The sequence below is a fragment of the Corynebacterium casei LMG S-19264 genome, from assembly GCF_000550785.1.
In the GTDB taxonomy this organism is placed as follows: Bacteria; Actinomycetota; Actinomycetes; order Mycobacteriales; family Mycobacteriaceae; genus Corynebacterium; species Corynebacterium casei.
The window spans coordinates 1,088,475-1,109,061 of record NZ_CP004350.1 but is presented as its reverse complement, the minus strand read 5'-3'; the positions used below and the strand labels follow the sequence as shown (position 1 = coordinate 1,109,061).

Annotated in this window: 15 protein-coding genes, 1 tRNA gene and 1 other RNA gene; 8 read left to right on the top strand and 9 right to left on the bottom strand. The window is 56.2% G+C overall.

Features of this window, described 5'->3' with window-relative positions:
• The first annotated feature begins 163 nt into the window (after positions 1-163).
• Together CCASEI_RS05130 and CCASEI_RS05125 are read left to right on the top strand one after the other, a co-directional pair.
• Positions 164-532, top strand: a complete 369-nt coding sequence (locus tag CCASEI_RS05130) for a GNAT family N-acetyltransferase (protein ID WP_225868445.1) — start codon at positions 164-166, stop codon at positions 530-532.
• A gap of 122 nt (positions 533-654) precedes the next feature.
• Entirely contained in the window at positions 655-1,761 is a 1,107-nt protein-coding gene (locus CCASEI_RS05125) for an HNH endonuclease signature motif containing protein (RefSeq protein WP_025387355.1), read from the top strand.
• A gap of 11 nt (positions 1,762-1,772) precedes the next feature.
• On the opposite strand, the gene CCASEI_RS05120 is transcribed toward CCASEI_RS05125, so the two are convergent.
• The 5 genes from CCASEI_RS05120 to CCASEI_RS05105 form a co-directional block, all read right to left on the bottom strand.
• Positions 1,773-3,173, bottom strand: a complete 1,401-nt coding sequence (locus tag CCASEI_RS05120; RefSeq protein ID WP_025387354.1) for a ribonuclease catalytic domain-containing protein — start codon at positions 3,171-3,173, stop codon at positions 1,773-1,775.
• Between the two features lie 51 nt (positions 3,174-3,224).
• Positions 3,225-3,633, bottom strand: an RNA gene (gene rnpB / locus CCASEI_RS14555) — RNase P RNA component class A.
• A 9-nt stretch (positions 3,634-3,642) separates the two neighbouring features.
• Entirely contained in the window at positions 3,643-4,818 is a 1,176-nt protein-coding gene (locus CCASEI_RS05115; RefSeq protein WP_025387353.1) for a bifunctional RNase H/acid phosphatase, read from the bottom strand.
• Between the two features lie 36 nt (positions 4,819-4,854).
• Positions 4,855-5,580, bottom strand: a complete 726-nt coding sequence (locus CCASEI_RS05110; protein WP_025387352.1) for a zinc ribbon domain-containing protein — start codon at positions 5,578-5,580, stop codon at positions 4,855-4,857.
• Between the two features lie 53 nt (positions 5,581-5,633).
• Positions 5,634-6,788, bottom strand: a complete 1,155-nt coding sequence (locus CCASEI_RS05105; protein WP_025387351.1) for a Nif3-like dinuclear metal center hexameric protein — start codon at positions 6,786-6,788, stop codon at positions 5,634-5,636.
• Between the two features lie 66 nt (positions 6,789-6,854).
• On the opposite strand from CCASEI_RS05105, the gene CCASEI_RS05100 reads away from it, so the two are divergent.
• Together CCASEI_RS05100 and CCASEI_RS05095 are read left to right on the top strand one after the other, a co-directional pair.
• Positions 6,855-7,388 carry a low molecular weight protein-tyrosine-phosphatase gene (locus tag CCASEI_RS05100; protein WP_006822053.1) on the top strand — a complete coding sequence of 178 codons (534 nt, stop codon included), beginning with the start codon at positions 6,855-6,857 and terminating at the stop codon, positions 7,386-7,388.
• An 11-nt stretch (positions 7,389-7,399) separates the two neighbouring features.
• Positions 7,400-8,455 carry an SURF1 family cytochrome oxidase biogenesis protein gene (locus CCASEI_RS05095; RefSeq protein WP_025387349.1) on the top strand — a complete coding sequence of 352 codons (1,056 nt, stop codon included), beginning with the start codon at positions 7,400-7,402 and terminating at the stop codon, positions 8,453-8,455.
• 128 nt (positions 8,456-8,583) lie between these two features.
• On the opposite strand, the gene CCASEI_RS05090 is transcribed toward CCASEI_RS05095, so the two are convergent.
• Positions 8,584-10,179, bottom strand: a complete 1,596-nt coding sequence (locus CCASEI_RS05090) for a PTS ascorbate transporter subunit IIC (RefSeq protein WP_006822051.1) — start codon at positions 10,177-10,179, stop codon at positions 8,584-8,586.
• A 41-nt stretch (positions 10,180-10,220) separates the two neighbouring features.
• Positions 10,221-11,036 (bottom strand): PTS sugar transporter subunit IIA, encoded by an 816-nt coding sequence (locus tag CCASEI_RS05085; protein WP_006822050.1) that lies wholly within the window; start codon positions 11,034-11,036, stop codon positions 10,221-10,223.
• Between the two features lie 247 nt (positions 11,037-11,283).
• Here CCASEI_RS05085 and CCASEI_RS05080 point away from each other — a divergent pair, with 247 nt between their 5' ends.
• Genes CCASEI_RS05080 through CCASEI_RS14400 form a run of 3 tightly spaced genes read left to right on the top strand, consistent with a single transcriptional unit; the run spans position 11,284 to position 16,356 of the window.
• Positions 11,284-14,700 (top strand): exonuclease domain-containing protein, encoded by a 3,417-nt coding sequence (locus tag CCASEI_RS05080; protein WP_025387348.1) that lies wholly within the window; start codon positions 11,284-11,286, stop codon positions 14,698-14,700.
• Positions 14,701-14,744: 44 nt separating this feature from the next.
• Positions 14,745-15,617, top strand: coding sequence for a hypothetical protein (locus CCASEI_RS14405; protein ID WP_025387347.1), 873 nt, complete (start codon positions 14,745-14,747; stop codon positions 15,615-15,617).
• The gene (locus CCASEI_RS14400) at positions 15,604-16,356 is read left to right on the top strand and encodes a helix-turn-helix domain-containing protein (protein WP_025387346.1); all 753 of its coding nucleotides are present in this window, start codon (positions 15,604-15,606) and stop codon (positions 16,354-16,356) included. The genes CCASEI_RS14405 and CCASEI_RS14400 overlap by 14 nt, the downstream gene beginning before the upstream one ends.
• A gap of 119 nt (positions 16,357-16,475) precedes the next feature.
• Here CCASEI_RS14400 and CCASEI_RS05065 read toward each other — a convergent pair.
• Together CCASEI_RS05065 and CCASEI_RS05060 are read right to left on the bottom strand one after the other, a co-directional pair.
• Positions 16,476-16,548 (bottom strand) — tRNA-Val (locus tag CCASEI_RS05065).
• A 109-nt stretch (positions 16,549-16,657) separates the two neighbouring features.
• Positions 16,658-17,077, bottom strand: coding sequence for a DUF3052 domain-containing protein (locus CCASEI_RS05060; RefSeq protein WP_006822046.1), 420 nt, complete (start codon positions 17,075-17,077; stop codon positions 16,658-16,660).
• Between the two features lie 285 nt (positions 17,078-17,362).
• Here CCASEI_RS05060 and aceE point away from each other — a divergent pair, with 285 nt between their 5' ends.
• Positions 17,363-20,125, top strand: a complete 2,763-nt coding sequence (aceE, locus tag CCASEI_RS05055) for a pyruvate dehydrogenase (acetyl-transferring), homodimeric type (RefSeq protein ID WP_025387345.1) — start codon at positions 17,363-17,365, stop codon at positions 20,123-20,125.
• The last annotated feature ends 462 nt before the right edge of the window (positions 20,126-20,587 follow it).

Below are 20,587 nucleotides of genomic sequence, written 5' to 3'. Positions count from 1 at the left end.
CAACCATGTCCACGCAGGTTAGCCCCGTACTCAATACAAACCGATTAGTTCTAGCAGTTCCAAGTGGATCCGCAGAATCGGCTATTTTTGAGATTCACTCTGATGCGCGGACCTACGAACACCGCCCAGACCTCACAATGAAACACGCGAGGAAGCCTCAGCATTGTGCAATGAATGGCAGCACAAATGGGCGGAAGACGGCATCGGATACTTCGTTGTTTCTCGCAAGGACGAGAAAGGCGCGGACACCTGCAACGTCATCGGCTTCTGTGGAGTTCGCAAATCGGTGGAACAAGGAAAAGACGTACTCAACGTCTACTACCGTTTCTCACCGGAGTCCCAGGGCAAAGACTTTGCCAAGGAAGCAACGACAGCGGATATCGAGTGGGGCCGCGAGAAATGCCCTGATCTGCCGGTTGTCGCAATCATCGACCCGGCCAATACTGCCTCAATTCGGCTTGCAGAAAAGTTGGGATTCACGCTCGATGCTGGCTCCGGAGTGCCCGGAGACTATGACGTATACCGGCTTTAGCCCTCTCCCAATGTCCCACCTGTGGATAACTTGGGCCTTTGGGTGACGTGTCAACGTAGTTATCCACAGGTTTTCGGGCTTGCTCTGGTGCGGGCTTGCGCAGTGGGTTTAGCGTCTGAGTTATGGAACTACTTCAGGCAATCAAACTCTACTTCAGCCAGGGCATAGGCATTCTCCGCATTGCTTACGAGCACTCTCCCTATGACTTGGAAAGCTTCGGCATTGTACTACCGAAAGCAAAGGAGTACGCCAAGCTCGCCGATGCACTCCTTGGTCCCGCCGACTCTCCGCGCCTGCAGCATGAATCAATAGCGCTGGCCGAACAACGCCAATTAAGCCTCGACCACCTAATAATGGTCAATAGACACGCTAAGAAGCTCAAACAGCGCGGCGCAGCCTGGAAACTGCGCGCCGAACTTATCGCCCATGAAGGCAGCTACAAAGAAGTCAATGCCTACGGCAACCGGCGGGTGAAAGAAATCCAGGGTGAGAAGCCGAAAGAGCCCGGTGTAAAGGTGAGCCAGGCTAAGAACGGCATGGTCACGATGACCGTGACGGATACCCAACGCCGCATCACTGATTTTACGAAGACCCTCGATGCGATAGAAACCACTGAGCAGCCGAGGAAGAAAGCACTGTTGGAGGCGTTCTGGAAACACATCGACAGCGGCGGTGGTCTGCTCCAACCTGAATACCGCACTGTTATTGCCATCGGCCTGGATCAATCCGCGACGATTGTCCGCGGCGAAGGCAACGAATCCATCATCGGTGCCTCCGACGGCACCACCATGACTGGTGCAGAAATCGTCAACGCGGCGATTTCTGGTGCCCTCGGTGACAAGATTTACGCCGGCCTGTTCCATCCGACTGCAGGGCCTGTCAACTTGTATGAGACTCGGTTCGCGTCGTTTAAGCAGCGGATATTAGCCAAGGCGGAGAATCTTGTGTGTCCGTGGCCGGACTGCGGCGTTCCTGCTGACAGGTGCCAGGTACACCACCTGGATGCGCATAAGAACGGTGGGCAGACCAACCCTTCGAATCTCAGCACGCTGTGCGCTTATCACAACGGTGTCAATGACGATGGTGATGTTCAGGGCAAGAACTTCACCAAACCAAAACGCGGGCGGATGGTCCGGCACCGCGGCAAGGTCAAGCTTTTAACGCCGGGTGGAAGGCTCGTGGACAACACACATGACCTGAGCACGATGGGAGCAATGGACCTGATTTAGTCGCTGAGTTGCTAATCGGCAGGCCAGGCGAATTTCACTTCGCGCTTGTCGGGGTCGGCGCTGATCAGCGACACGTGTGTGGATGAGCCCTGTGGTGGGGCGCCAACAGTATCGGCGAGCACCGGTGGATCAGCGACGAATACAGATGCCTTGTTCTTCTCTGGATCAGAAGAAAGGACAACGGCTTCAAAGTTATGCCCAATCCACGGCTGAAGCACGCGTGCCTCCAACCAGTTGAGCACGGCTTTGTCCACTTGCGATGCCAGTTGCGAGGTTCGGCGCATGGTGGAGATGACATCGTCGGCGTTATCGGTTACCCATGTAGGAATCTCTTCACCGGCACATAAAGCCAGGCAGACTTCCGAGGCAAAGCGGTCAACCAGGCGGCGCAGCGGTGCCGTCACATGCGCATAGTAGCCGCCGATTCCGGCGTGGATTTCGGCTTCGCCATCGCCGAGCCACACATAGTCCGCGCCGCGCAAAAGCCGCTGCGCCAAACGCATCGCGGCCATGCCGCGTGGCTCATCGGCGTTGATGGACAATAAGAATTCCGAGATGGAGTCCTCCCCTACCTCATAACCCAGTGCCGCGATACCTTCGAGGAATTCGCGCTCGGATTCTTCAGTCGCGGCAGGCAGGGTGCGCAAGAAACCAACCCCGTGCTTAGCCATCAGCTGCCCGGCACACATGCCGGTTAGCAACGAAATCTCTGAGTTGTAGTCCATGATTTCATGCCGTGGCTCGATAACCAGCTCAAACTGGCCGTCCTCATTTTCCACCACGCGCTGGGATGGCAGACGCAAAGAAATAGCATGCCTGCGCAGCGAGGATGCTTGGCGCAGCTTGCCCACTTCAGGCAATAATGCGATAGACGAGTGCAGCTCGCCATTGACCAGGTCCGCGTGCGCGCCATCGTAATCTAAACGCGCACGCGAGCGCACCAGCGCGCGCTCTACCTGGAAGTCCTCGACCTCCCCGGACGCATCCAGGTTGAGGGTCCATAAGACGGCGGGCCGGTCAACATCGGGAAGCAATGATGCTTCACCCTCCGAAAGCTCTGGCGGGTGAAGGCGTGCTGGTTCATCGGGAAGATAAATAGTCTGCCCGCGCTCCAAAGATTCACGCTCAATCGGCCCGCCTGGCTCCACAAATGCTGCGACATCCGCGATGGCGTAATACACCACATAGCCGGCGCCACCTGAAGCTTTATCAATAAACACCGCCTGGTCCAGGTCCATAGACCCTTCCGGATCAATGGTCACCAGTGGAATATCACGCTTGTCCGTACGCGTAGCCGCGAACTGATCGCGTGCCCGCGCGGCAGCGTGGGTGACCTCCTCATCGAAGGCGGTGGGTACCTTGAACTCCTTCGCAATAGAGCTCAAGTCCAGGTGCGCAGCATATAACTTCATGCCGCCCCATTGTTCCACAGATAAAGCGCTGCCACCGGTTAAAAGTTAATACGAATGAGTCAGCCTATAAGCCGGATTCTGTACCACGCGCAAAACCGCGCGGCGGTGAACATCCATCTGAACGTGCCGTTGCCAACACGCCTCAAGCAGCTACCTTCAGGTTCGAGCGAGCAGCTCTCAAACACCTGATCAAGCCCGCCATTAACGGGCCATGATGCCTTGCTCCCAGTGGGGTTTACCCAGCCGCCCTAATCACTTAGGACGCTGGTGCGCTCTTACCGCACCGTTTCACCCTTACCGCGCCAAAGACGCGGCGGTTTACTTTCTGTTGCACTTGCCCGCAGGTCGCCCCGGGTTGCCGTTAGCAATCACCGTGCTCTGTGGAGTCCGGACTTTCCTCGACTTTCGCCTACCCCGGCTGGCGGGGTGGTTCAATCGCCGCGTTCACCCGGCCGACTCATTCGCGGATTTATTCTAGCGCACCGAGGTGCCCAACATCATTTACGCAGCGTACAAGCGATCCATCGGACCAAAATTCCACATCGCTAATCGATGCCACGCCCAAGAACACCTTCTCAAACACCGCCGCGTTGCCGTCGAGTGCCTGGCGGATGAAGGATTTGATGGGATTGACGTGGGTGACCACCAATAGTGTCTTGCCGGCGTAGCGTTCCTGTAGTTCCTTGCGCACCTTGCGCACGCGTTTGTGCAGCTGCTGCAAGGATTCCCCATCCGGGCAGGACACGGAACTATCAGTCATCCATTCCTGCAAACGGTCGCTGTCACGCTTGCCCACCTCGTCGAAGGATTCGCCCTCCCATTTGCCAAAGTCCAGCTCAATGAGGTCTTCTACGGTTTCGACTTCATCAATGCCTAGGGCCTGCGCCGCTGCTTGTGCGGTTTGCTGGCAGCGTTTCAAGGGCGAGGACACGATGACATCAAATTCGATTCCGCGGTTCGCAATAGCTTGCGCCGCAGCAAGAGCCTGCTTCTGGCCGCGCTCGGTGAGCTCAATATCGGTGTGACCCGAGTACTGCTTGTCCACGCTCATCTGCGTTTGGCCATGGCGCAGCAGCACGAAGCGGGTGACATCCCCGCGGTCCCCCATCCAGTCTTGTGGCTGCAGGCTCGTGGACGAGCCTGCAGTTGTTTCGGCAGGCTCAGCGACAGCCTCGTCCTCTTGTTCTTCGGGGGCAACAGACTTACTGTTGCCGCGAACGATGCCGACGGGGTGGCCGGCGGCGCAGGCGTCCATGGCGTCGTTGGAGAGTTTGTCGGCCACGGAGTTTTTGGCACGGGCAACCCAGGAAAGCGAGAAAGAATCAAAAGTATTGATGTACTTCCGTGCCTCGACGGCAAGCTTTTGCATGTCGGGGTGCTTGATTTTCCAGCGCCCGTTGATCTGTTCCACCACGAGCTTGGAGTCCATGAAAAACTCCACTTCGGTGGCGCCGAGTTCAGCGGCGCGTTCAACTCCGCGCAGCAGACCGTAGTATTCGGCGACGTTGTTGGTGGACTTCTTTCCCACCACGTAGACGATTTCATCCAGGATGGTTTTCCCGTCGGCAGCGTAGATGACGGTGCCGGAACCGGCCGTGCCGGGGTTGCCGCGCGAGCCGCCGTCGGCGTAGATAATGACCTTCACTAAATTCAATCCTCTGTTGGAAATCCGGGGAAACGTTTAGGCAGGACGAACCAGGTAAGAGCCACAGTCAGAGCACTGTGGCATCTCATTTTTCGGCGCGTTTGCAATGGCGGCGCGCTCAGCTGGTGGAAGCACCATGGAGCAGCTTCCGCAGGTCTTGCCGGCTTTGAACTCTTCTACGCCAATGCCGTTTTCGGTGCGCTGGCGTTCAAACTCTGCCAAGGTCTGCTCATCGAGCTGGCCGCGCAACTCGGCGATTTCAGCATCAATATCGCGCTCTGGCGCGACCGGCGTGGCCTGCTGCGCAGTCTCAAATGCCCGGCGCGCGGTTTCTAGCTTGCGTGCTGCTTCATCCACGCGGGCACCGTGTACGTCGCGGTTGTTGCGCAGCGCGTGAATCTCATTGTGAGCTTCCTGCAGCTCACTCATGAGATCCCCAATGCGGGACTTCGCGGCGTAGCGGTCATGCTCGAGCTCGCGGCGCACATCCGGGTCAGTGGCAGCTGACAGCTGTGCCTTATCATCACGTTCGCGCTTGCGCAGCTTGCGCTCATCGGCTTGGATGCGCAGGATGTCATTTTCCACATCATCGACAGCCATCTGCGACGCCGCAGCAGCATCGAGCGCACGCTTGTGCTCCTTCTCAGCTTTTTCTAGCTCCAGCTTTTCTTCCAGCTCCGGTGCCTGCGCGCCCACCGCACTTAGGCGCAGGGTGCGAGAAAGCTCTAAGAGGGTTCGTTGTTTCTGTGCCTCAAGCTTCATGGATGCATTCTCCTTGTGTTCGTCTGTCTAGTTCTTCGGTGCCCAAAAGTTATCTATCCGCGGCCATTATCAGGATGCGCGGAGATAGTCCAGGGGTCAGTTCTTATGGAAATAATCTCACACTCCACATTAGCCCCCGCGGCAACTACTTCTGAAGCCTGCTGCGTCCACGGAAATTCGCTGGCCCAGTGCGCGGTGTCAATCACGGCTGGTCCGCCGGCACGCAGGTGTTCATCCACCGGATGGTGGCGTAGATCGGATGTGACGTAAACGTCGGCGCCGAGTGCGCGGGCATTATCCAAAAAGCTATCACCAGAGCCAGATGACACCGCGACGCGCTTGATCATGCGCTCCGGGTCACCGGCCGCGCGCACGCCCCACGCGGTTTCCGGCAGCGCGTTGGCAACTTGTTGAGTAAATTCCTTCAGGTTCATCGGCTCATCAAGTTCGCCAATCCGGCCCAGGCCGAACGCAGTGTCTAGGTCTGCAGTCGGGGCCATTTCCACAACATCAAAGGCAGGTTCTTCATAAGGGTGGGCACTTCGCAGCTTGTCGATGATCTCCGCGCGCCTTGATGACGGCGCCACAAATTCCACGCGCATCTCCGCGCTGGAATAAGGCTGACCGACCACTCCGGTATGCGGGTCCGCGCCCTCGCGTGGGGTGAACTGGCCCTCGCCTTCCCATTGGAAGGCGCACTCGGTGTAATCCCCAATGGCGCCGGCCCCTGCGGTAAAGAGGGCTTGTTTGACCTGCGGGAGGGCATCGGCAGGCACATGCACACCCCATTTGTCCATGACCTTGGGGTCTTTGGGCACGATGGGGCGACCTGGCTTAATGCCAACTAGCTCCGCGAGCTTGTCATTAACCCCTGGCCGTGCGGAATCCGCGTTGGTGTGCGCGGCGAAAAGCGCTACGCCGCCGCGAATAAGCGTGTGAATAACCTTGCCCTTCGGTGTATCCGCCGCAACGGTATTCACGCCGCGCATCAACAGCGGGTGGTGGATAACCAGCATGTCAGCACCCATCTCCACGGCGCGCTCAGCCACACCCTGAGTGCAATCCAACGCGAAGGCGACCTTGCGCACCTCTGCTTGCGGGTCCCCGCAGATTAGCCCCACGGCATCCCACTTCTCTGCCAGATAAGGCGGGTAGGCGGCTTCTAGAATCTGCCGAATATCTGCAACGGTTGTCTGGGAGGAATTCATAGCTTCCTATCCTATATGTCACTTCCGATTGCTTCTTGGCCGCTATTGCTGGTAAACACAGTCCATATGTCCGATACTTTCGTGTCCTCATCATCTCGAGTCCCTCACACCCCTACTGATGCTGCACCCAAACTCCACCTCTGCTTTGTGTGCACCGGCAACATTTGCCGCTCCCCGATGGCTGAAGTCATTATCCATGACGCCCTGGAAGCCGCCGGCTTGGATGATCTGACCATGACTTCTTCTTGCGGTCTGGGCGGCTGGCACGTCGGCCAAAAAGCCGATAAGCGCACCATTGCTGTGCTGCGCCGCGCGGGGCACGACGGTGATTGCCACCGTGCCGCGAAGCTTGGCGCGGAACACAAGGATGCGGACTTGTTCATCGTCATGGATGACGGCCACGTGGAAGGGCTCATCGATGCCGGCATTGCCCCGGACAGCATCCGCCTGATGCGCTCTTTCGACCCACACTCTGACTCTGGCGCGATTGTGGAAGATCCGTACTACGGATCACAGTCCGATTTTGAACGCACACGTCAAGAAATTGATGCCTGCGTTTCGGGCATCGTGGAATGGGTTAAAGCCGCCGTCGAGCGCTAGACTGGGGCATTATGCGCGGACAGGTTGAAAAGAAAAAATCTCGGTGGCCTAAGATTCTTCGGCCCGGCTGGATCCTCTTCATTCTTTTTGTCATCGCGTTTACCTACCTGTCCTTTACGGTGTTAGCACCGTGGCAGCTCAACAAGGATGATGACATTGTTGAGCGCAACCACCAGCTCGAAGCCGCGTTTGAAGCGGACCCCGTGCCTTATCAAGACGTGTTCAATGAAGACGGCTCTATTGACGCGGATAAAGAATGGACCCGCGTCAACCTCACCGGGCAATATCTCAATGAGTATGAGACGCTGCTGCGCATGCGCCCGGTGGCATCCGGTCCGTCCTATCAATCCCTGGTTCCGTTTGAAACCACCTCCGGTGATGTCATTTTGATCAATCGCGGCTGGATTGAAGCCGGTGACGGCAACGTGGTCCCTGATGACTTGGAACCCGCCCCCACCGGTGAGGTGCAGCTTTCCGGCATGGTCCGCACGGAAGAAGCCGTGCACCCTAATCCCCCGATTGAGCGCGACGGCTATGAGCAGGTCTACTCCATCAACTCCGAGACCGTCACTGAGGTCACCGGCGTGGAAGGCCTCGGCACCGCATTCGTGCAGCTTTCCGATGACCAACCAGGCGGCCTCAACTCCATCCCCATTCCTTCCATGGACCGCGGCAACCACCTGTCCTATGGCTACCAGTGGATTGCCTTCGGCATCCTCGCGCCCATCGGACTGGCCTGGTTTATCTTCTCCGAAATCCGCGAGCGTCGCCGCTCCGAAGAAGAGCAAGCGGAGCTCGAGTCCCTCGGCTCCGACTCCACTGCCGGCAAGACCCCCGACAGCAAGAACGGGCTCGAACCAGAAACCCCTGACGCCTCCGACGACACCACGGACAACACCCAGGTCGGCGACACCACCGCAAACAACGGCGATGCTTCAAAGGACGCCTCCGAAGCTGCTCCCGACGCTCCCGCTCAAGCTGCCTCGCGCCGCCGCCGTGCCCGCTACGGCGACGCGCACCCAGACCACTACGCCAAGTTCAACGAGCGCTCCCAGGACCGCGCGTAACCGTCCTCCCTTCGTTGCGGATGTTACGCAAGAAAACCCCGTCCTCACTGCGTTGCGGATGCTTTAAAAGCAAGAAGAACGTGCAGCCCAATAGCCCCGGGCTGCACGTTCTTTGTTTTCTGTTTACGCTAGTACTGCGGTGCCGGAGGAACCGGCGCGCCCTGTGGTGGGGTGACCTTTGGGTACTTCGCAGAGGCGGCGGTTAAACCAGCAGAGACGGACTTGTTGTTCTCGCCCGCTGCGGTTGGGTCGCCGGCGGCTTCGGCGGCGCCTTCTGGCGCGTCGCGCCAAGGGGTGGGGTCCCAGTTAGCATCGACAAGCTTGCGCTGCGACCACCAGCCGAGGGCGAAGACTGCGATACCGATGATGGCGCACAAGATGATGCCCAGTGCGCCACCAAGCTGAGCGGACCAGCCGATGAGGATGCCGAACCAGCCGAAGTCGGCGTCGCCGAAGGTGGTGTTCGCATCACCGAAGGTGCCCAGCACGCCGAGCAGGAAGGCCGGCAAGATGGTGATGATGAGGCCGTTGACGAACGCGCCGAGCATCGCGCCGCGGCGACCGCCGGTGGCGTTGCCGTAGACACCCGCGGCACCACCGGTGAAGAAGTGCGGAACCAGACCTGGCAGAATCAGCGCCACGCCAAACATGGGGTTGAGCCATACTGCCAGCAGCGCCAGGCCGGTGAGTCCACCGATGAAGGAAGAGATGAAACCAATCAGCACAGCGTTTTGTGCATATGGGAACACAATTGGGGCATCAAGAGCCGGGATGGCACCAGGTACGACCTTTGCGGCAATGCCCTGGAATGCGGGAACCAGCTCACCCAGGATGGTGCGCACACCGAAGAGGATGACGGCCACGGCGACGCCGAACTGCAGGCCCTGGGTTACGGACTGCATGATGAAGTTACCCACGTCGGTGGCGCCGCCTTCAAATGCGGTAAACGCTTCTTCTTTGCCAGCGCGAGCCAGAAACAGCAGCGCCAAAATGATGTACATGATAGCCATGGACAGCGCCGTGGAGACCATGGAATCACGCAGGAAGCGCAGGCCTTCCGGAAGCTTCAAATCCTCAGTGGATGGACTTTGCTTCGCCTTGTCTTTACCGCCCACGACCTTGCCGGTCGCCGCGGCGGCAACGTAGCCCAGGGTGCCGAAGTGTCCGATAGCGATAGAGTCATTGCCGGTGATGCGGCGGGTCCATGGGTGGGCGATGGCGGGCAGGGACACCATCAAAATGCCCAGCAGGATTGCACCGAGGATGACCACGACCCAGGTGCTGTAGCCGGTGGTCGCCAAAATAATGGTCAGCATGGTTGCCATAAACAGCACGTGGTGACCGGTCAGGAACACGTAGCTCAGCGGGGTAAACCGTGCCAGCAGCAGGGATACCGCGAAGCCCAAAATCATCAGCCAGGCCACTTGGCTGCCGTATTCGGCCTGCGCGATACCGGCGATGGCCTCGTTGGTTGGCACCACGCCGCGCATGCCGGTGGCACCTTCAATCATCACACCCAGCGGTTCCAATGACGCGGTGACAAGACCTGCGCCGGCACCGATGAGCAAGAAACCCAGGGTCGCTTTGATAGCGCTACCAAGGACCTGGCCCACGCCTTTGCCCATGGCTGCCATACCGATTGCGGTGATGATACCGATGAGGAACGCCGGCACGGCCAAGATTTCATTGACCAAAAATTGCGCGATGGAAAGTACTACATCCATTGTCGTTTCTTTCTACTTAGTTTCCAGCATGGTTTGCACGATTAGAGCGCATAGAGTTCGCGCAGCGCAGCATCGATTTCACTCAATGACGTGAAGTCTTTAATGACCCAGACGGGCACGCCGACATCGCCAAGCGTTGCGGCAATCTCACCGGACGTGAGGATGAAGTCGGCTTCCTTCGCGCGGCCCTTAGCCGAGATGGTGTCGGTCGCCTCAACGTTGACCAGTTTCGCCCAGCCCCAATCGCTTAAGACTTCATCAAGCGAATTCTTGAGAAACAGTGAGGTTCCCAGTCCGTTGCCGCACACGGTGAGCACCTTGCCCTTGGATTCCACAGTCTTCGCCGCGGAGGTACCTGCAGGTTGTGCACCGTCTGTTCCCGCACTACTTGCCGATGCTTTCTTCTTTACCGTCGTCTCAAGCACCTCACGCAGCTCCTCGACGCTGGACACAGAATCCAACCTGGCACGGGCATCTTTATTGCCCAAGAGCTTGGCCAAATCCTTCATAGACTGGGTGTGGGCCCTATCGTCTTTGGCAGCAAGGGCGACAACGAGGTTGACCGGGTCGTTGGAATCATGCCCGAACTCAATGGGTTCTTGCAGGCGCACCCAGGAAATTGCTGTCCGCTTAACCGCCGCCGATGGGCGCGCGTGCGCAAAGGCAAAGCCCGGCGCGACAACAATATAGGGACCGTTTTCCTCCACCGACGAGATCATGGCCGCGGTGTAATCGGCAGTAATCGCACCGCTAGTTTCTAGTAGCTTGCCCGCTCGGCTAATCGCATCGCGCCAGTCAGTCGCGCGGGCGTTAAGGTCCACTGCCTCAGAGGCGAGCAGAGTGTTCAATTGTGACATTGTGTTCCTTTCGGTCCGAATTGTCTGCTTCAAGCTTAAACTTAGTATTTCGGACTACCTAACTATTGTGACTAATGCCCTTTTGTTTCGTGTTCGAATAATTCCAATGGATGTTCTCTTGCGCTGACCAGGCGACAAACTAAGCTGAAGGAATCTCTTTTTCTCTGCCACCACCCCTGCCCGCACAAGTGGCTTAGTTCGCGTGCACTGCTAGGGCACTCTTGCTGTTTAACCCGGAGGTTTAACTATGTCTTCTCACAACAAGTACGCAGTCCTAGATTTTGAAACCACCGGTTTTGGCTCCATAGATCGCGTCGTCGAGGTCGGAGTAGTGCTCCTAGATGAACAGCTGCAGGTGGAGGAAACCTGGGACACGCTGATCCAGCCCGAACGAGAAATTCCCAATTCCTTTGTTCACAAGATCACGAATGAAGATGTGGTTGATGCCCCATTGTTTTCGGGGATTGCAGCGCGGTTGGCAACGATGTTGGCTGAGCGCACCATGGTTGCGCACAATGCTTCTTTTGAGCAGCGTTTCCTGCGCCAGGAGTTTGCCCGTTTGGGTGTGGTCTGGCCGGAGTACGGCAATTGGGTCATTGACACGAAGGAATTGAGCAAAAAGTTCTTCGGCAAGTCCAAGCTGCCGGAGGCCCTTGATACCGCCGGGATTTTAAATAGGCGCCCGCACGCCGCGCTCTCCGATGCCATGGCGACAGCATCGTTGCTGAAGTGGCTGGTTGAGCAGGAATCTGAGATTGTTCTCAATACCGGAGCGCTGCAGATTTTTCCTTCCGGCTTGCCTAAGCCGCAGAAGGAGCTCGCACGTTCTACCGCTATTAAGCAGGAAGAGCAGCGTCTGCTCATGCAGTTGGTGAAAAATCTTCCGCGGTTTACCAACCCGGCATTGCAGAGCTACCGGGATATGTTGTGCGAAGCTATCGCAGACAAAGAGCTTGACGATGAAGAGATAGCGAAACTTCACGCTGCCGCCCGCGCGGAGGAAATTGAGGACGCAGATATTCACTCCCTGCACCGGGAAGTTATCCGTCAGATTGCGTTGGAAGCGTGGATGGACGGCGTCGTTATTTCTGATGAGCTCAAAACGCTTAAGAAGGTAGCCGAGCAACTTGATGTTGATGGCTCAATTGTGGATGAGCTGCTGGAGCAAGGATCCCGTGCCGGGCGTGAGTCCATTCAGCTCAACACGGGTAACCGCATTGCGCTGACCGGCACCATGGAAATTCCGCGGGAAGAGTGGATGCACCGCGCGACCACTGCGGGACTTATCGTTGGCCAGGTCACGAAGAAGACCAAGGTTTTGGTGTCGTCTGACTTGAATTCGCGCAATGCCAAGATTGTGACGGCGCAGCAGTTGGGGATTCCGATTGTCACCGAGCCTGAGTTTGCCAGAATTTTGAGTTCTCAAACTGAAATTGACACTAACGCTGAGTTCGATGTTGATTTCATCAACAATGACGCTGACCCGCAGCAGCTGCATGTGGTTTTCCCGTGGTTTAAACAGGCCCCTCATCATATTCCGACGCCAACGTGTGTGGCCCAGGCGTGGACTGAGTCCCACCCGGACGTTGCGTTAAAGAGCATTTCTCCGTTCTTGGACGATTCTTCCATGGTGGATATTGACCGCGAGGGCGCACGCGTCATGCGTGAGATTGATGATCACTTCCCCAATGTCCTGCATGTCTCCGTCAATAAGCTCGCGGAATACCCTGGGGTTGGCAAGCTCAATCTGAACTCCATCGTCATCTCTGCGGTGTATGCAGCGCTCGATGCCAGCGAGCAGCCCACGGCGGCTTCCGAGGACGTGCGACACCTTGAAGATGGCCAGCCAAGTGGGCTTTCTGCCGGTGTCTACGCCCTCGAAGATGATCTAAACCCTGACTTCTATGCCGTCGAAGCTTATGCCGCGGAAGATTCCGCTGAGCGTGAGCAGGATAAGATGGAGGCTTATGCCAACCAGATTCTGCATGAGAAGTACAAGAAGATCAGCTTAGGCATGGGCTGGATTGCGCTGCAGAATGACTTGGTTCCCACCGCTGATACCATTTCCTTGCCTCCTGAGGTGTCCAAGCACTTTTATGAGGCTGCCAAGCTGTTTCAGGATTATCCCCCACTGCGCATGGTCTTCGCTGAAGCCACGGCGGAGCTCATTCGTGCTACCGAAGGTGATGAGCGCAAGATTGCCATTATCAATCAGCGCTGGGTGGGCAACGAAACTCTCGATGATGTTGGGGAGTGCTTTGGAATAACGCGCGAGCGGGTCCGTCAGCTCGAACTCGATCTGCGGCAAAACTTTAATGAGAACCGTTCTTTCTATGACGCCGTGCTTGCCAAGATTGAGCGCTTCATTGGCCACGCCACCCGCCTGGAGACCCTCCGGGATCGCTTCCCCAATCTGACCGAGCAGGCCGTGCCCTTTGACACCACCTACGGCAAACTATTTACTGCTGTCGACGGCGCCTGGGTAGTCCGCGATGGGTGGGTATTTTCTCCTTCCTTCGAGGATGACTTCCAGCAGCTGTTGGAGACGGAAAAAGATGAGTTCGGCGTTGTGTTCAAGCACGACATCATCGCTAAGGCTGGAATCAACGAGCGACTGCTGAACGAGTACCTCACTCGTGAGCTGGGTCAGAAGGTCATTACGATTAAGGACCATTTGATTGTGGATGCTGGCTCGCACAACTCACGCGCTGTGGCTCTGCTGTCGTTTTTTGGCGACCCAATGACCATGAAAGAAATCCAGAACCACCTGGGCACCATGAATATGCGCAGTGCCCGCAACCAGTACGCCTCCGATCCGCGCCTGATTAAAGTCTCCGGCGACCAATGGGCACTGGCTAGCTGGGGCATTCCAGAGTTTCGCACCATTGTTGACTGGATCGCTGAGCAAGTCGATGAAGAAGCCGCTATCTCCGCTGAAGCCGGCGAGGAGCCCCAAGGTGTGAGTCTGGCTTTCCTCATCTCCCAAGCTGACCGCTTGCGGATTACGGAAGGCTCTATCCGCGCTTATGCCGCCTCTGATGGTCTACAGCTTGTCAACGGGTATGTGCGTCGCTCTGAGTCTGACAATGCCACCGTCATCGGCGGCCCCATTTCGGAATCGAATGGTTTGTACTTCCGCGATGGCCAATGGCATCTGCTCTTGACGTTGAGCAAGGACCACATCCGCGGCAGCGGCTTCGGTGCTCCCCGCGGCATCGCCAATCATTTTGGCCTGCGCGTCGGCAACAAGATTGAACTAACTAGCCCGCTTGGACCAGTTCAAGTTGGCACCAACCGTCTGCGCAACCTCAACGTGTCTTCCATCCGCAGGTTCCTCGACGAACTCGGCTCCCAGGCCGGTGACCGCGTCTGGTTGAAGTTTGGTGACGACCGCACCTTCAACGTCACCGCTGCGCCCCCGCTGCAGCCGCACCTGGCTGGCCTCGCTCGCGTCTATAATCTCATCGGACTCGATATTGATACTGATGAAATGCAGGAGCTTATTAGTTATGCCGCCACCAGTAAAGAGGTCTGCAACCTCCGTCTTACTGCCCCTATCAACCAAGCCTTGGGCCTCGATCCTCAAACCCCGCGCCGGCGCACTGTTGCTCTGCTGCGCCACCGTAATCAGGAGGAGCTAGCAAACGCCATCCAGACCCTCTAGTCACATTTGACCTTGACGTAGCGTCATAGTTGATACTTCATATTATGACGTTGTCACGGCTCAAGGCTGCAAAAAGAATCTTCCTCATATTGCTCCTACTCACGGTTGGCGCAGTTCTGGTGCTTCGCATGCTCGGTGTAGTGTCCAACCGGACTGTCCTGCTCGTATTTTTGATGGTTGAGCTGCCCTCGCTGTTCATCGTCGTAGCCACAACGATCGTTGAATTGCGGCATATGCGGAAGTCACGCGGCTTGCGTGGTGAAGAATTCTTCGAAGCAGTTGCCGAAGGTCAACCCTTGCTGCGCTTAGCTTTCATGGAAGCTCGAACGCTGCTGGGGCTCATCCCGTATGTGCGTGGGCAAAGAGTTGGCGTGGGTCCCACCACCCGCGGTTTCAGCTATGCCAAAGGAACCTTGTCTGTCCCGATAGCGATGGGCATAGTCACTGTCATCGAGGCAGGCGTCATCCATGTGCTCATCCCTTGGGCCTGGCTGCGCATAGTACTTCTGGTGGCTTCGGTATACGCGCTTATTCTGATTACTGGAATCTTTGCCGCACGTATTACTCATCCTCACTTGGTAGGCTCTCAGTCCCTAACCCTGAAATGGGGCCATACAAAGGTGCTGGAAACACCATTGGACAATATTGCGAGCATTCGCCGGGCAAGAAATCACAAGCACACGGAGCCCGCAATTGATGAATCGCTGCTGGTTCTCACTTCGTTGACGAGCACCAACGTCCACCTCACGCTCAAAAAACCTGTCTCTGCGCAGCCCCCGATATCGAGAAAGCGGATTCCAGAAAACTACAGGGCACGTGAATTAGATATCTACGTTGCTGAGCCCGAAGAGTTCGTAGGATATGTAGAACATGCAATGAAGCTTGCTATGTGGGAGGGCGAAAATGACCGAGTTTAAAGATTTCGACGAAAGCATCCTGCGAAGCAAGGACCTCGCGGATCTGACCGGCACTACCCCGCGCGCAATCCGGCACTATTTACAGCTGGGGCTGTTGGAAGAGCCGTCTCGGGATTTAAACGGCTACCGCAATTTCACGGCCGCCCACGTGGTTCAGGTACTGCGCATCAAGATGTTCTCCGAGTCAGGTGCATCGCTTAAACACATCTCCCAAATCTTGGATTCCAACGGCATCCCAACCGCGGAAGACATCGATGCCATTGACAAAGAACTCGCCCGCAAAGAGGCACTCCTTCGCGCTCAGCGTTCCGCTCTAAAAAGTCTGAAGGACACTCACGCCGCAAATCCCCAACCAAGCAGGACCGCGCAGTTCGATGCCGACGTTGGCCTCATGATGGCGAATTCCGGGCAGGTGCCAGAAAAGACCCTGCGCCACATTCAGAACTTTCTCAACGACCCGGGGGTTCAACAACACACCGCTGAACTCATGTCGAAGTTCGAGGCCTTTGAGGATGAGAGCGAAGTCAGTGATGCTGCGACAGAGGCAATGGCTCAGGAATGGATGGAATTCTATGTGCTGGTTGCCGAAGAATTGCAATTTTCCGAGCCAGCTTCTGATGGCACGTTTATGGATTTGATCGAAGATCTCCGCCAGGAACAATTTAGCCCCGCCCAATCAGCGGTGTGGGAACGATTCCTCACACTCATTCAGAACTACGAGAATCTCAGTATTTCCTGAGCTGCGAATTCTGAAGCTTAATCAATCTGCGGAACCACAGTTTGAAAAATAGGGTTGAGTAAACAAAAGAAAGCAGGCCACTCGGGTTAAAATAACCTTTGTGACCTGCTAAAATGTTGTGCGGCCTGAGGGGATCGAACCCCCGACCTACTGGGTGTAAACCAGTTGCTCTTCCAGCTGAGCTAAAGCCGCATCATGCTCTCTTAAAAGCTTTTCGCTTCCTCATGAGCACTTGCATAATACTAGCCAACATCCCGCGTCATTAACAAATCGCCTGGTAACACGGGATTTTAGCTACGTATTACTTCTTCATTGCGCCGCGGCCAACAAGGCAGCTGCCCTGCCAATCGCCGAGGCGTTCCGCCTTGGTCTGGACCAAGCCTGCAAGCTGAGCAGACTCAGAGATTTCCCCCGGAGCAATGGTTCCCTGCTTGCCCGCGCCAGGCGTCAGCAGCCAAATGCGGCCACCTTCACTCAAAGGACGGAGGGCATCAACGAGGCCATCCACGAGATCGCCGTCTTCATCGCGCCACCACATCACCACTGCATCGACAAGCTCATCAGACTCTTCTTCTAGGAAGTCTTCCCCCAGAACAGACTCGATGGATTCTGAGATTGCAGAGTCGCAATCTTCGTCCCAGCCAGATTCGAGAGCGACCATGCCCTCAGAAATGCCGAGCACGGATGCATAGTCATTGGTTACGCCAGTAGCGTCCGCCACCGTGGTATTCCTCCTTTTATATTGAAAACAAGATACGAAGTGATTCGCAATTGCATTGCACCTTACCTTTTACGTTGCAAGATTTCTCACTTACACAAGCAAAAGTTAATCGATCAATGTGAATTTGGCTAGAGGTTGTCGCAATATGTGGCATCGAAAAGCAACTGCGCATAGTGGTTTGTATTGCCTCCCAAGTGATTAAGCCCACCACTTTTCGACGGTGTAACGCACTTGGGAGTATCGTGGAGTTCAACTTGTCTTTAACCAACCCAGGAGGTTCATGGAATGGCTGAAAAGGATTCCCTACAGGGCGATTCTAATTTCCCACTCATTCGCGACGGAGTTGCCTCGTACCTGCACGATAGCGACCCTGAAGAAACTAGCGAGTGGCTGGATTCGCTCGACGGCTTGTTGGATGAAACATCCACCGAGCGTGCTCGATTCCTTATGTTGCGCCTCCTTGAGCGCGCAACCGCCAAGCGCGTACCGCTTCCTTCCCTAACGTCAACTGACTTCGTCAACACCATTCCAACCACCATGGAACCCGAGTTCCCTGGTGATGAGGAATTGGAGAAGCGCTACCGTCGTTGGATTCGCTGGAACGCGGCAATCATGGTTCACCGTCAGCAGCGCCCAGGCATTGGCGTCGGTGGCCACATCTCCACCTACGCTGGTGCAGCTCCACTGTATGAGGTTGGTTTTAACCACTTCTTCCGCGGCAAGGATGATCCATCTGGCGGCGACCAAGTCTTCTTCCAAGGCCACGCTTCCCCGGGTATGTATGCACGTGCATTCATGGAAGGCCGCCTGGATGAAAACGATCTTGATGGTTTCCGTCAGGAAGTCTCCCGCGGCCCCGGCAAAGGCATGCCTTCCTACCCACACCCACACGGCATGGACTGGTTCTGGGAATTCCCAACCGTTTCCATGGGCCTTGGCCCAATCAATGCCATCTACCAGGCACGTTTCAACAAGTACCTGGAGCTGCGCGGCATCAAGGACACCTCGAAACAGCACGTTTGGGCGTTCTTGGGCGACGGCGAGATGGATGAGCCAGAGTCTCGCGGCGCAATCCACCAGGCAGCTCTCTATGAGCTGGACAACCTGACTTTCGTCATTAACTGTAACTTGCAGCGTCTTGACGGCCCTGTCCGTGGTAACACCCAGATCATCCAGGAACTGGAGTCCTTCTTCCGCGGCGCTGGCTGGAACGTCACCAAAATTGTTTGGGGTCGCGCTTGGGACAAGCTGCTTGAAGCAGACAAGGACGGTGCTCTTGTCCACATCATGAACACCACGTCCGATGGTGACTACCAGACCTTCAAGGCTAACGATGGCGCATACGTGCGTGAGAAGTTCTTCGGCCGTGATGAGCGCACCTTGAAGCTGGTTGAGAACATGACCGATGACGAGATTTGGGCACTGCGCCGTGGTGGTCACGACTACCGCAAGATTTACGCTGCCTACAACACCGTCATGGAGAACAAGGGTTCCGGTAAGCCGACCGTCATCCTTGCCTTCACCATTAAGGGCTACGGTTTGGGCCACAACTTCGAGGGCCGCAACGCAACCCACCAGATGAAGAAGCTGACCCTGGAAGATCTGAAGAACTTCCGTGACAAGCAGGACATTCCTATCTCTGATGAAGAGCTAGAGAAGGATCCTTACTTGCCTCCGTACTACCACCCAGGCAATGATGCTCCAGAAATCAAGTACATGCTGGAGCGCCGTAAAGAACTTGGCGGCTTCTTGCCGGAGCGTCGTGAGAAGTTCACGCCGTTGCAGGCACCAAGCATCGACAAGCTGAAGAGCGTGCGTAAGGGCTCTGGTAAGCAAGAAGTTGCTACCACCATGGCCTTGGTTCGTACTTTCAAGGAAGTCATGCGTGATAAGGAACTGGGCAAGCGCGTAGTTCCAATCATCCCGGATGAGGCTCGTACCTTCGGTATGGACTCTTGGTTCCCAACCTTGAAGATTTGGAACCCACGTGGCCAGAACTACGTGCCGGTAGACCATGACTTGATGTTGAGCTACCGTGAGGCTACCGATGGCCAGATCATGCACGAGGGTATTTCTGAGGCAGGTGCTGTTGCGTCCTTTACCGCAGCGGCAACTTCTTACTCCACCCACGGTGAGCCAATGATTCCGCTGTATATCTTCTACTCGATGTTCGGTTTCCAGCGCACCGGTGACGCTTTCTGGGCAGCAGCTGACCAGAAGGCTCGTGGCTTCATCATTGGTGCTACCGCTGGCCGCACCACTCTGACCGGTGAGGGCCTGCAGCACATGGATGGCCACTCCCCTGTCCTGGCATCTACCAACCCTTCGGTTCTGCAGTATGACCCAGCGTTCGGCTACGAGATTGCTCACCTGATCACCCGCGGTATTGACCGTATGTACGGTGAAAACAGCGAGAGCGTCATGTACTACCTGACCGTGTACAACGAGCCAGTTCACCAGCCTGCTGAGCCAGAAGACCTGGACGTTGATGGTCTGCACCGCGGCATCTACCAGTTCAACACCGTCGGCAACGGCGACAAGGAAGCTAACATCTTGGCTTCTGGTGTTGGTGTTCACGAGTCCCTGCGCGCGCAAAAGATTCTGGACGAAGAGTACGGCGTGAAGACCAACCTCTTCTCCGTTACTTCCTGGGTTGAGCTTGCACGTGAAGGCACACGCCTGAACAAGGAAGCTCTGCAGCACGGCACCGAGCCTGAGAAGCCATTCGTGACTTCCCGGCTGGAAAATGTTGATGGTCCATACGTTGCTGTCTCTGACTTCGTGTCCGACCTACATGAGCAGATCCGTCCATACGTCCCAGGCACCTACATCACCTTGGGCACTGACGGCTTTGGCTTCGCGGATACCCGCGCTGCTGCTCGCCGCTACTTCAACACCGACGCTGAGTCCGTTGTGGTAGCAGTACTCGAGGGACTTGCTCGCGAGGGCAAGGTTGAGCGTTCCGTAGTAGAAAAGGCAGCCAAAGACCTGAAGCTGGATGATCCAACTGCCACCGTCGACACCACTGAAGCTCCTGGCATCGAGTAAACAAGCCTCGGAAGCTCCTGCCATTGCGTTGGAGAGCCTCTTAGGGTTCTAAAAGCCAAGGCCCTCGCAATCGCGTGCCTGCGTCCTTCCGCACCAATGTGTGTGGAAGGACGCAGGCACTTTCTTATGCCCACATACTGCCGTGTAGGAAGACGTATCTGCCCATTCTTTAAAGCTGTACAAAGTGTTTGACTCGCCATACTCCTTACCGTTTTATATTTATATGATTTTTAAAATCGTTAGAACTTTCTGCATGGAGATTTTCAGTTCCCAAACCCCAAGGTGAGAGATGTGCAGATCCAGCTTCTACGGCATTAAAACAGTCGATTTTCCGGAAACATAGCCCGATTGTAGACATAAATGTCTAAGCGGCTACATTTTGAGACTTCCTCGGGCTTAGCAGGCGGAGCACGGATAGAAAATTTTTGCATCACGACAATAGCCCTCACCCCCAACGCGACG

Bases quoted from the DNA above. Each gene is read 5' to 3' on its own strand.
- CCASEI_RS05110 (WP_025387352.1), bottom strand. From the start codon at position 5,580: ATGAAGCTTGAGGCACAGAAACAACGAACCCTCTTAGAGCTTTCTCGC.
- CCASEI_RS05085 (WP_006822050.1), bottom strand. From the start codon at position 11,036: ATGTCACAATTGAACACTCTGCTCGCCTCTGAGGCAGTGGACCTTAAC.
- CCASEI_RS05095 (WP_025387349.1), top strand. From the start codon at position 7,400: ATGCGCGGACAGGTTGAAAAGAAAAAATCTCGGTGGCCTAAGATTCTT.
- CCASEI_RS05105 (WP_025387351.1), bottom strand. From the start codon at position 6,788: ATGAATTCCTCCCAGACAACCGTTGCAGATATTCGGCAGATTCTAGAA.
- CCASEI_RS05120 (WP_025387354.1), bottom strand. From the start codon at position 3,173: ATGAAGTTATATGCTGCGCACCTGGACTTGAGCTCTATTGCGAAGGAG.
- CCASEI_RS05125 (WP_025387355.1), top strand. From the start codon at position 655: ATGGAACTACTTCAGGCAATCAAACTCTACTTCAGCCAGGGCATAGGC.
- CCASEI_RS14400 (WP_025387346.1), top strand. From the start codon at position 15,604: ATGACCGAGTTTAAAGATTTCGACGAAAGCATCCTGCGAAGCAAGGAC.
- CCASEI_RS14405 (WP_025387347.1), top strand. From the start codon at position 14,745: ATGACGTTGTCACGGCTCAAGGCTGCAAAAAGAATCTTCCTCATATTG.
- aceE (WP_025387345.1), top strand. From the start codon at position 17,363: ATGGCTGAAAAGGATTCCCTACAGGGCGATTCTAATTTCCCACTCATT.
- CCASEI_RS05080 (WP_025387348.1), top strand. From the start codon at position 11,284: ATGTCTTCTCACAACAAGTACGCAGTCCTAGATTTTGAAACCACCGGT.
- CCASEI_RS05090 (WP_006822051.1), bottom strand. From the start codon at position 10,179: ATGGATGTAGTACTTTCCATCGCGCAATTTTTGGTCAATGAAATCTTG.
- CCASEI_RS05100 (WP_006822053.1), top strand. From the start codon at position 6,855: ATGTCCGATACTTTCGTGTCCTCATCATCTCGAGTCCCTCACACCCCT.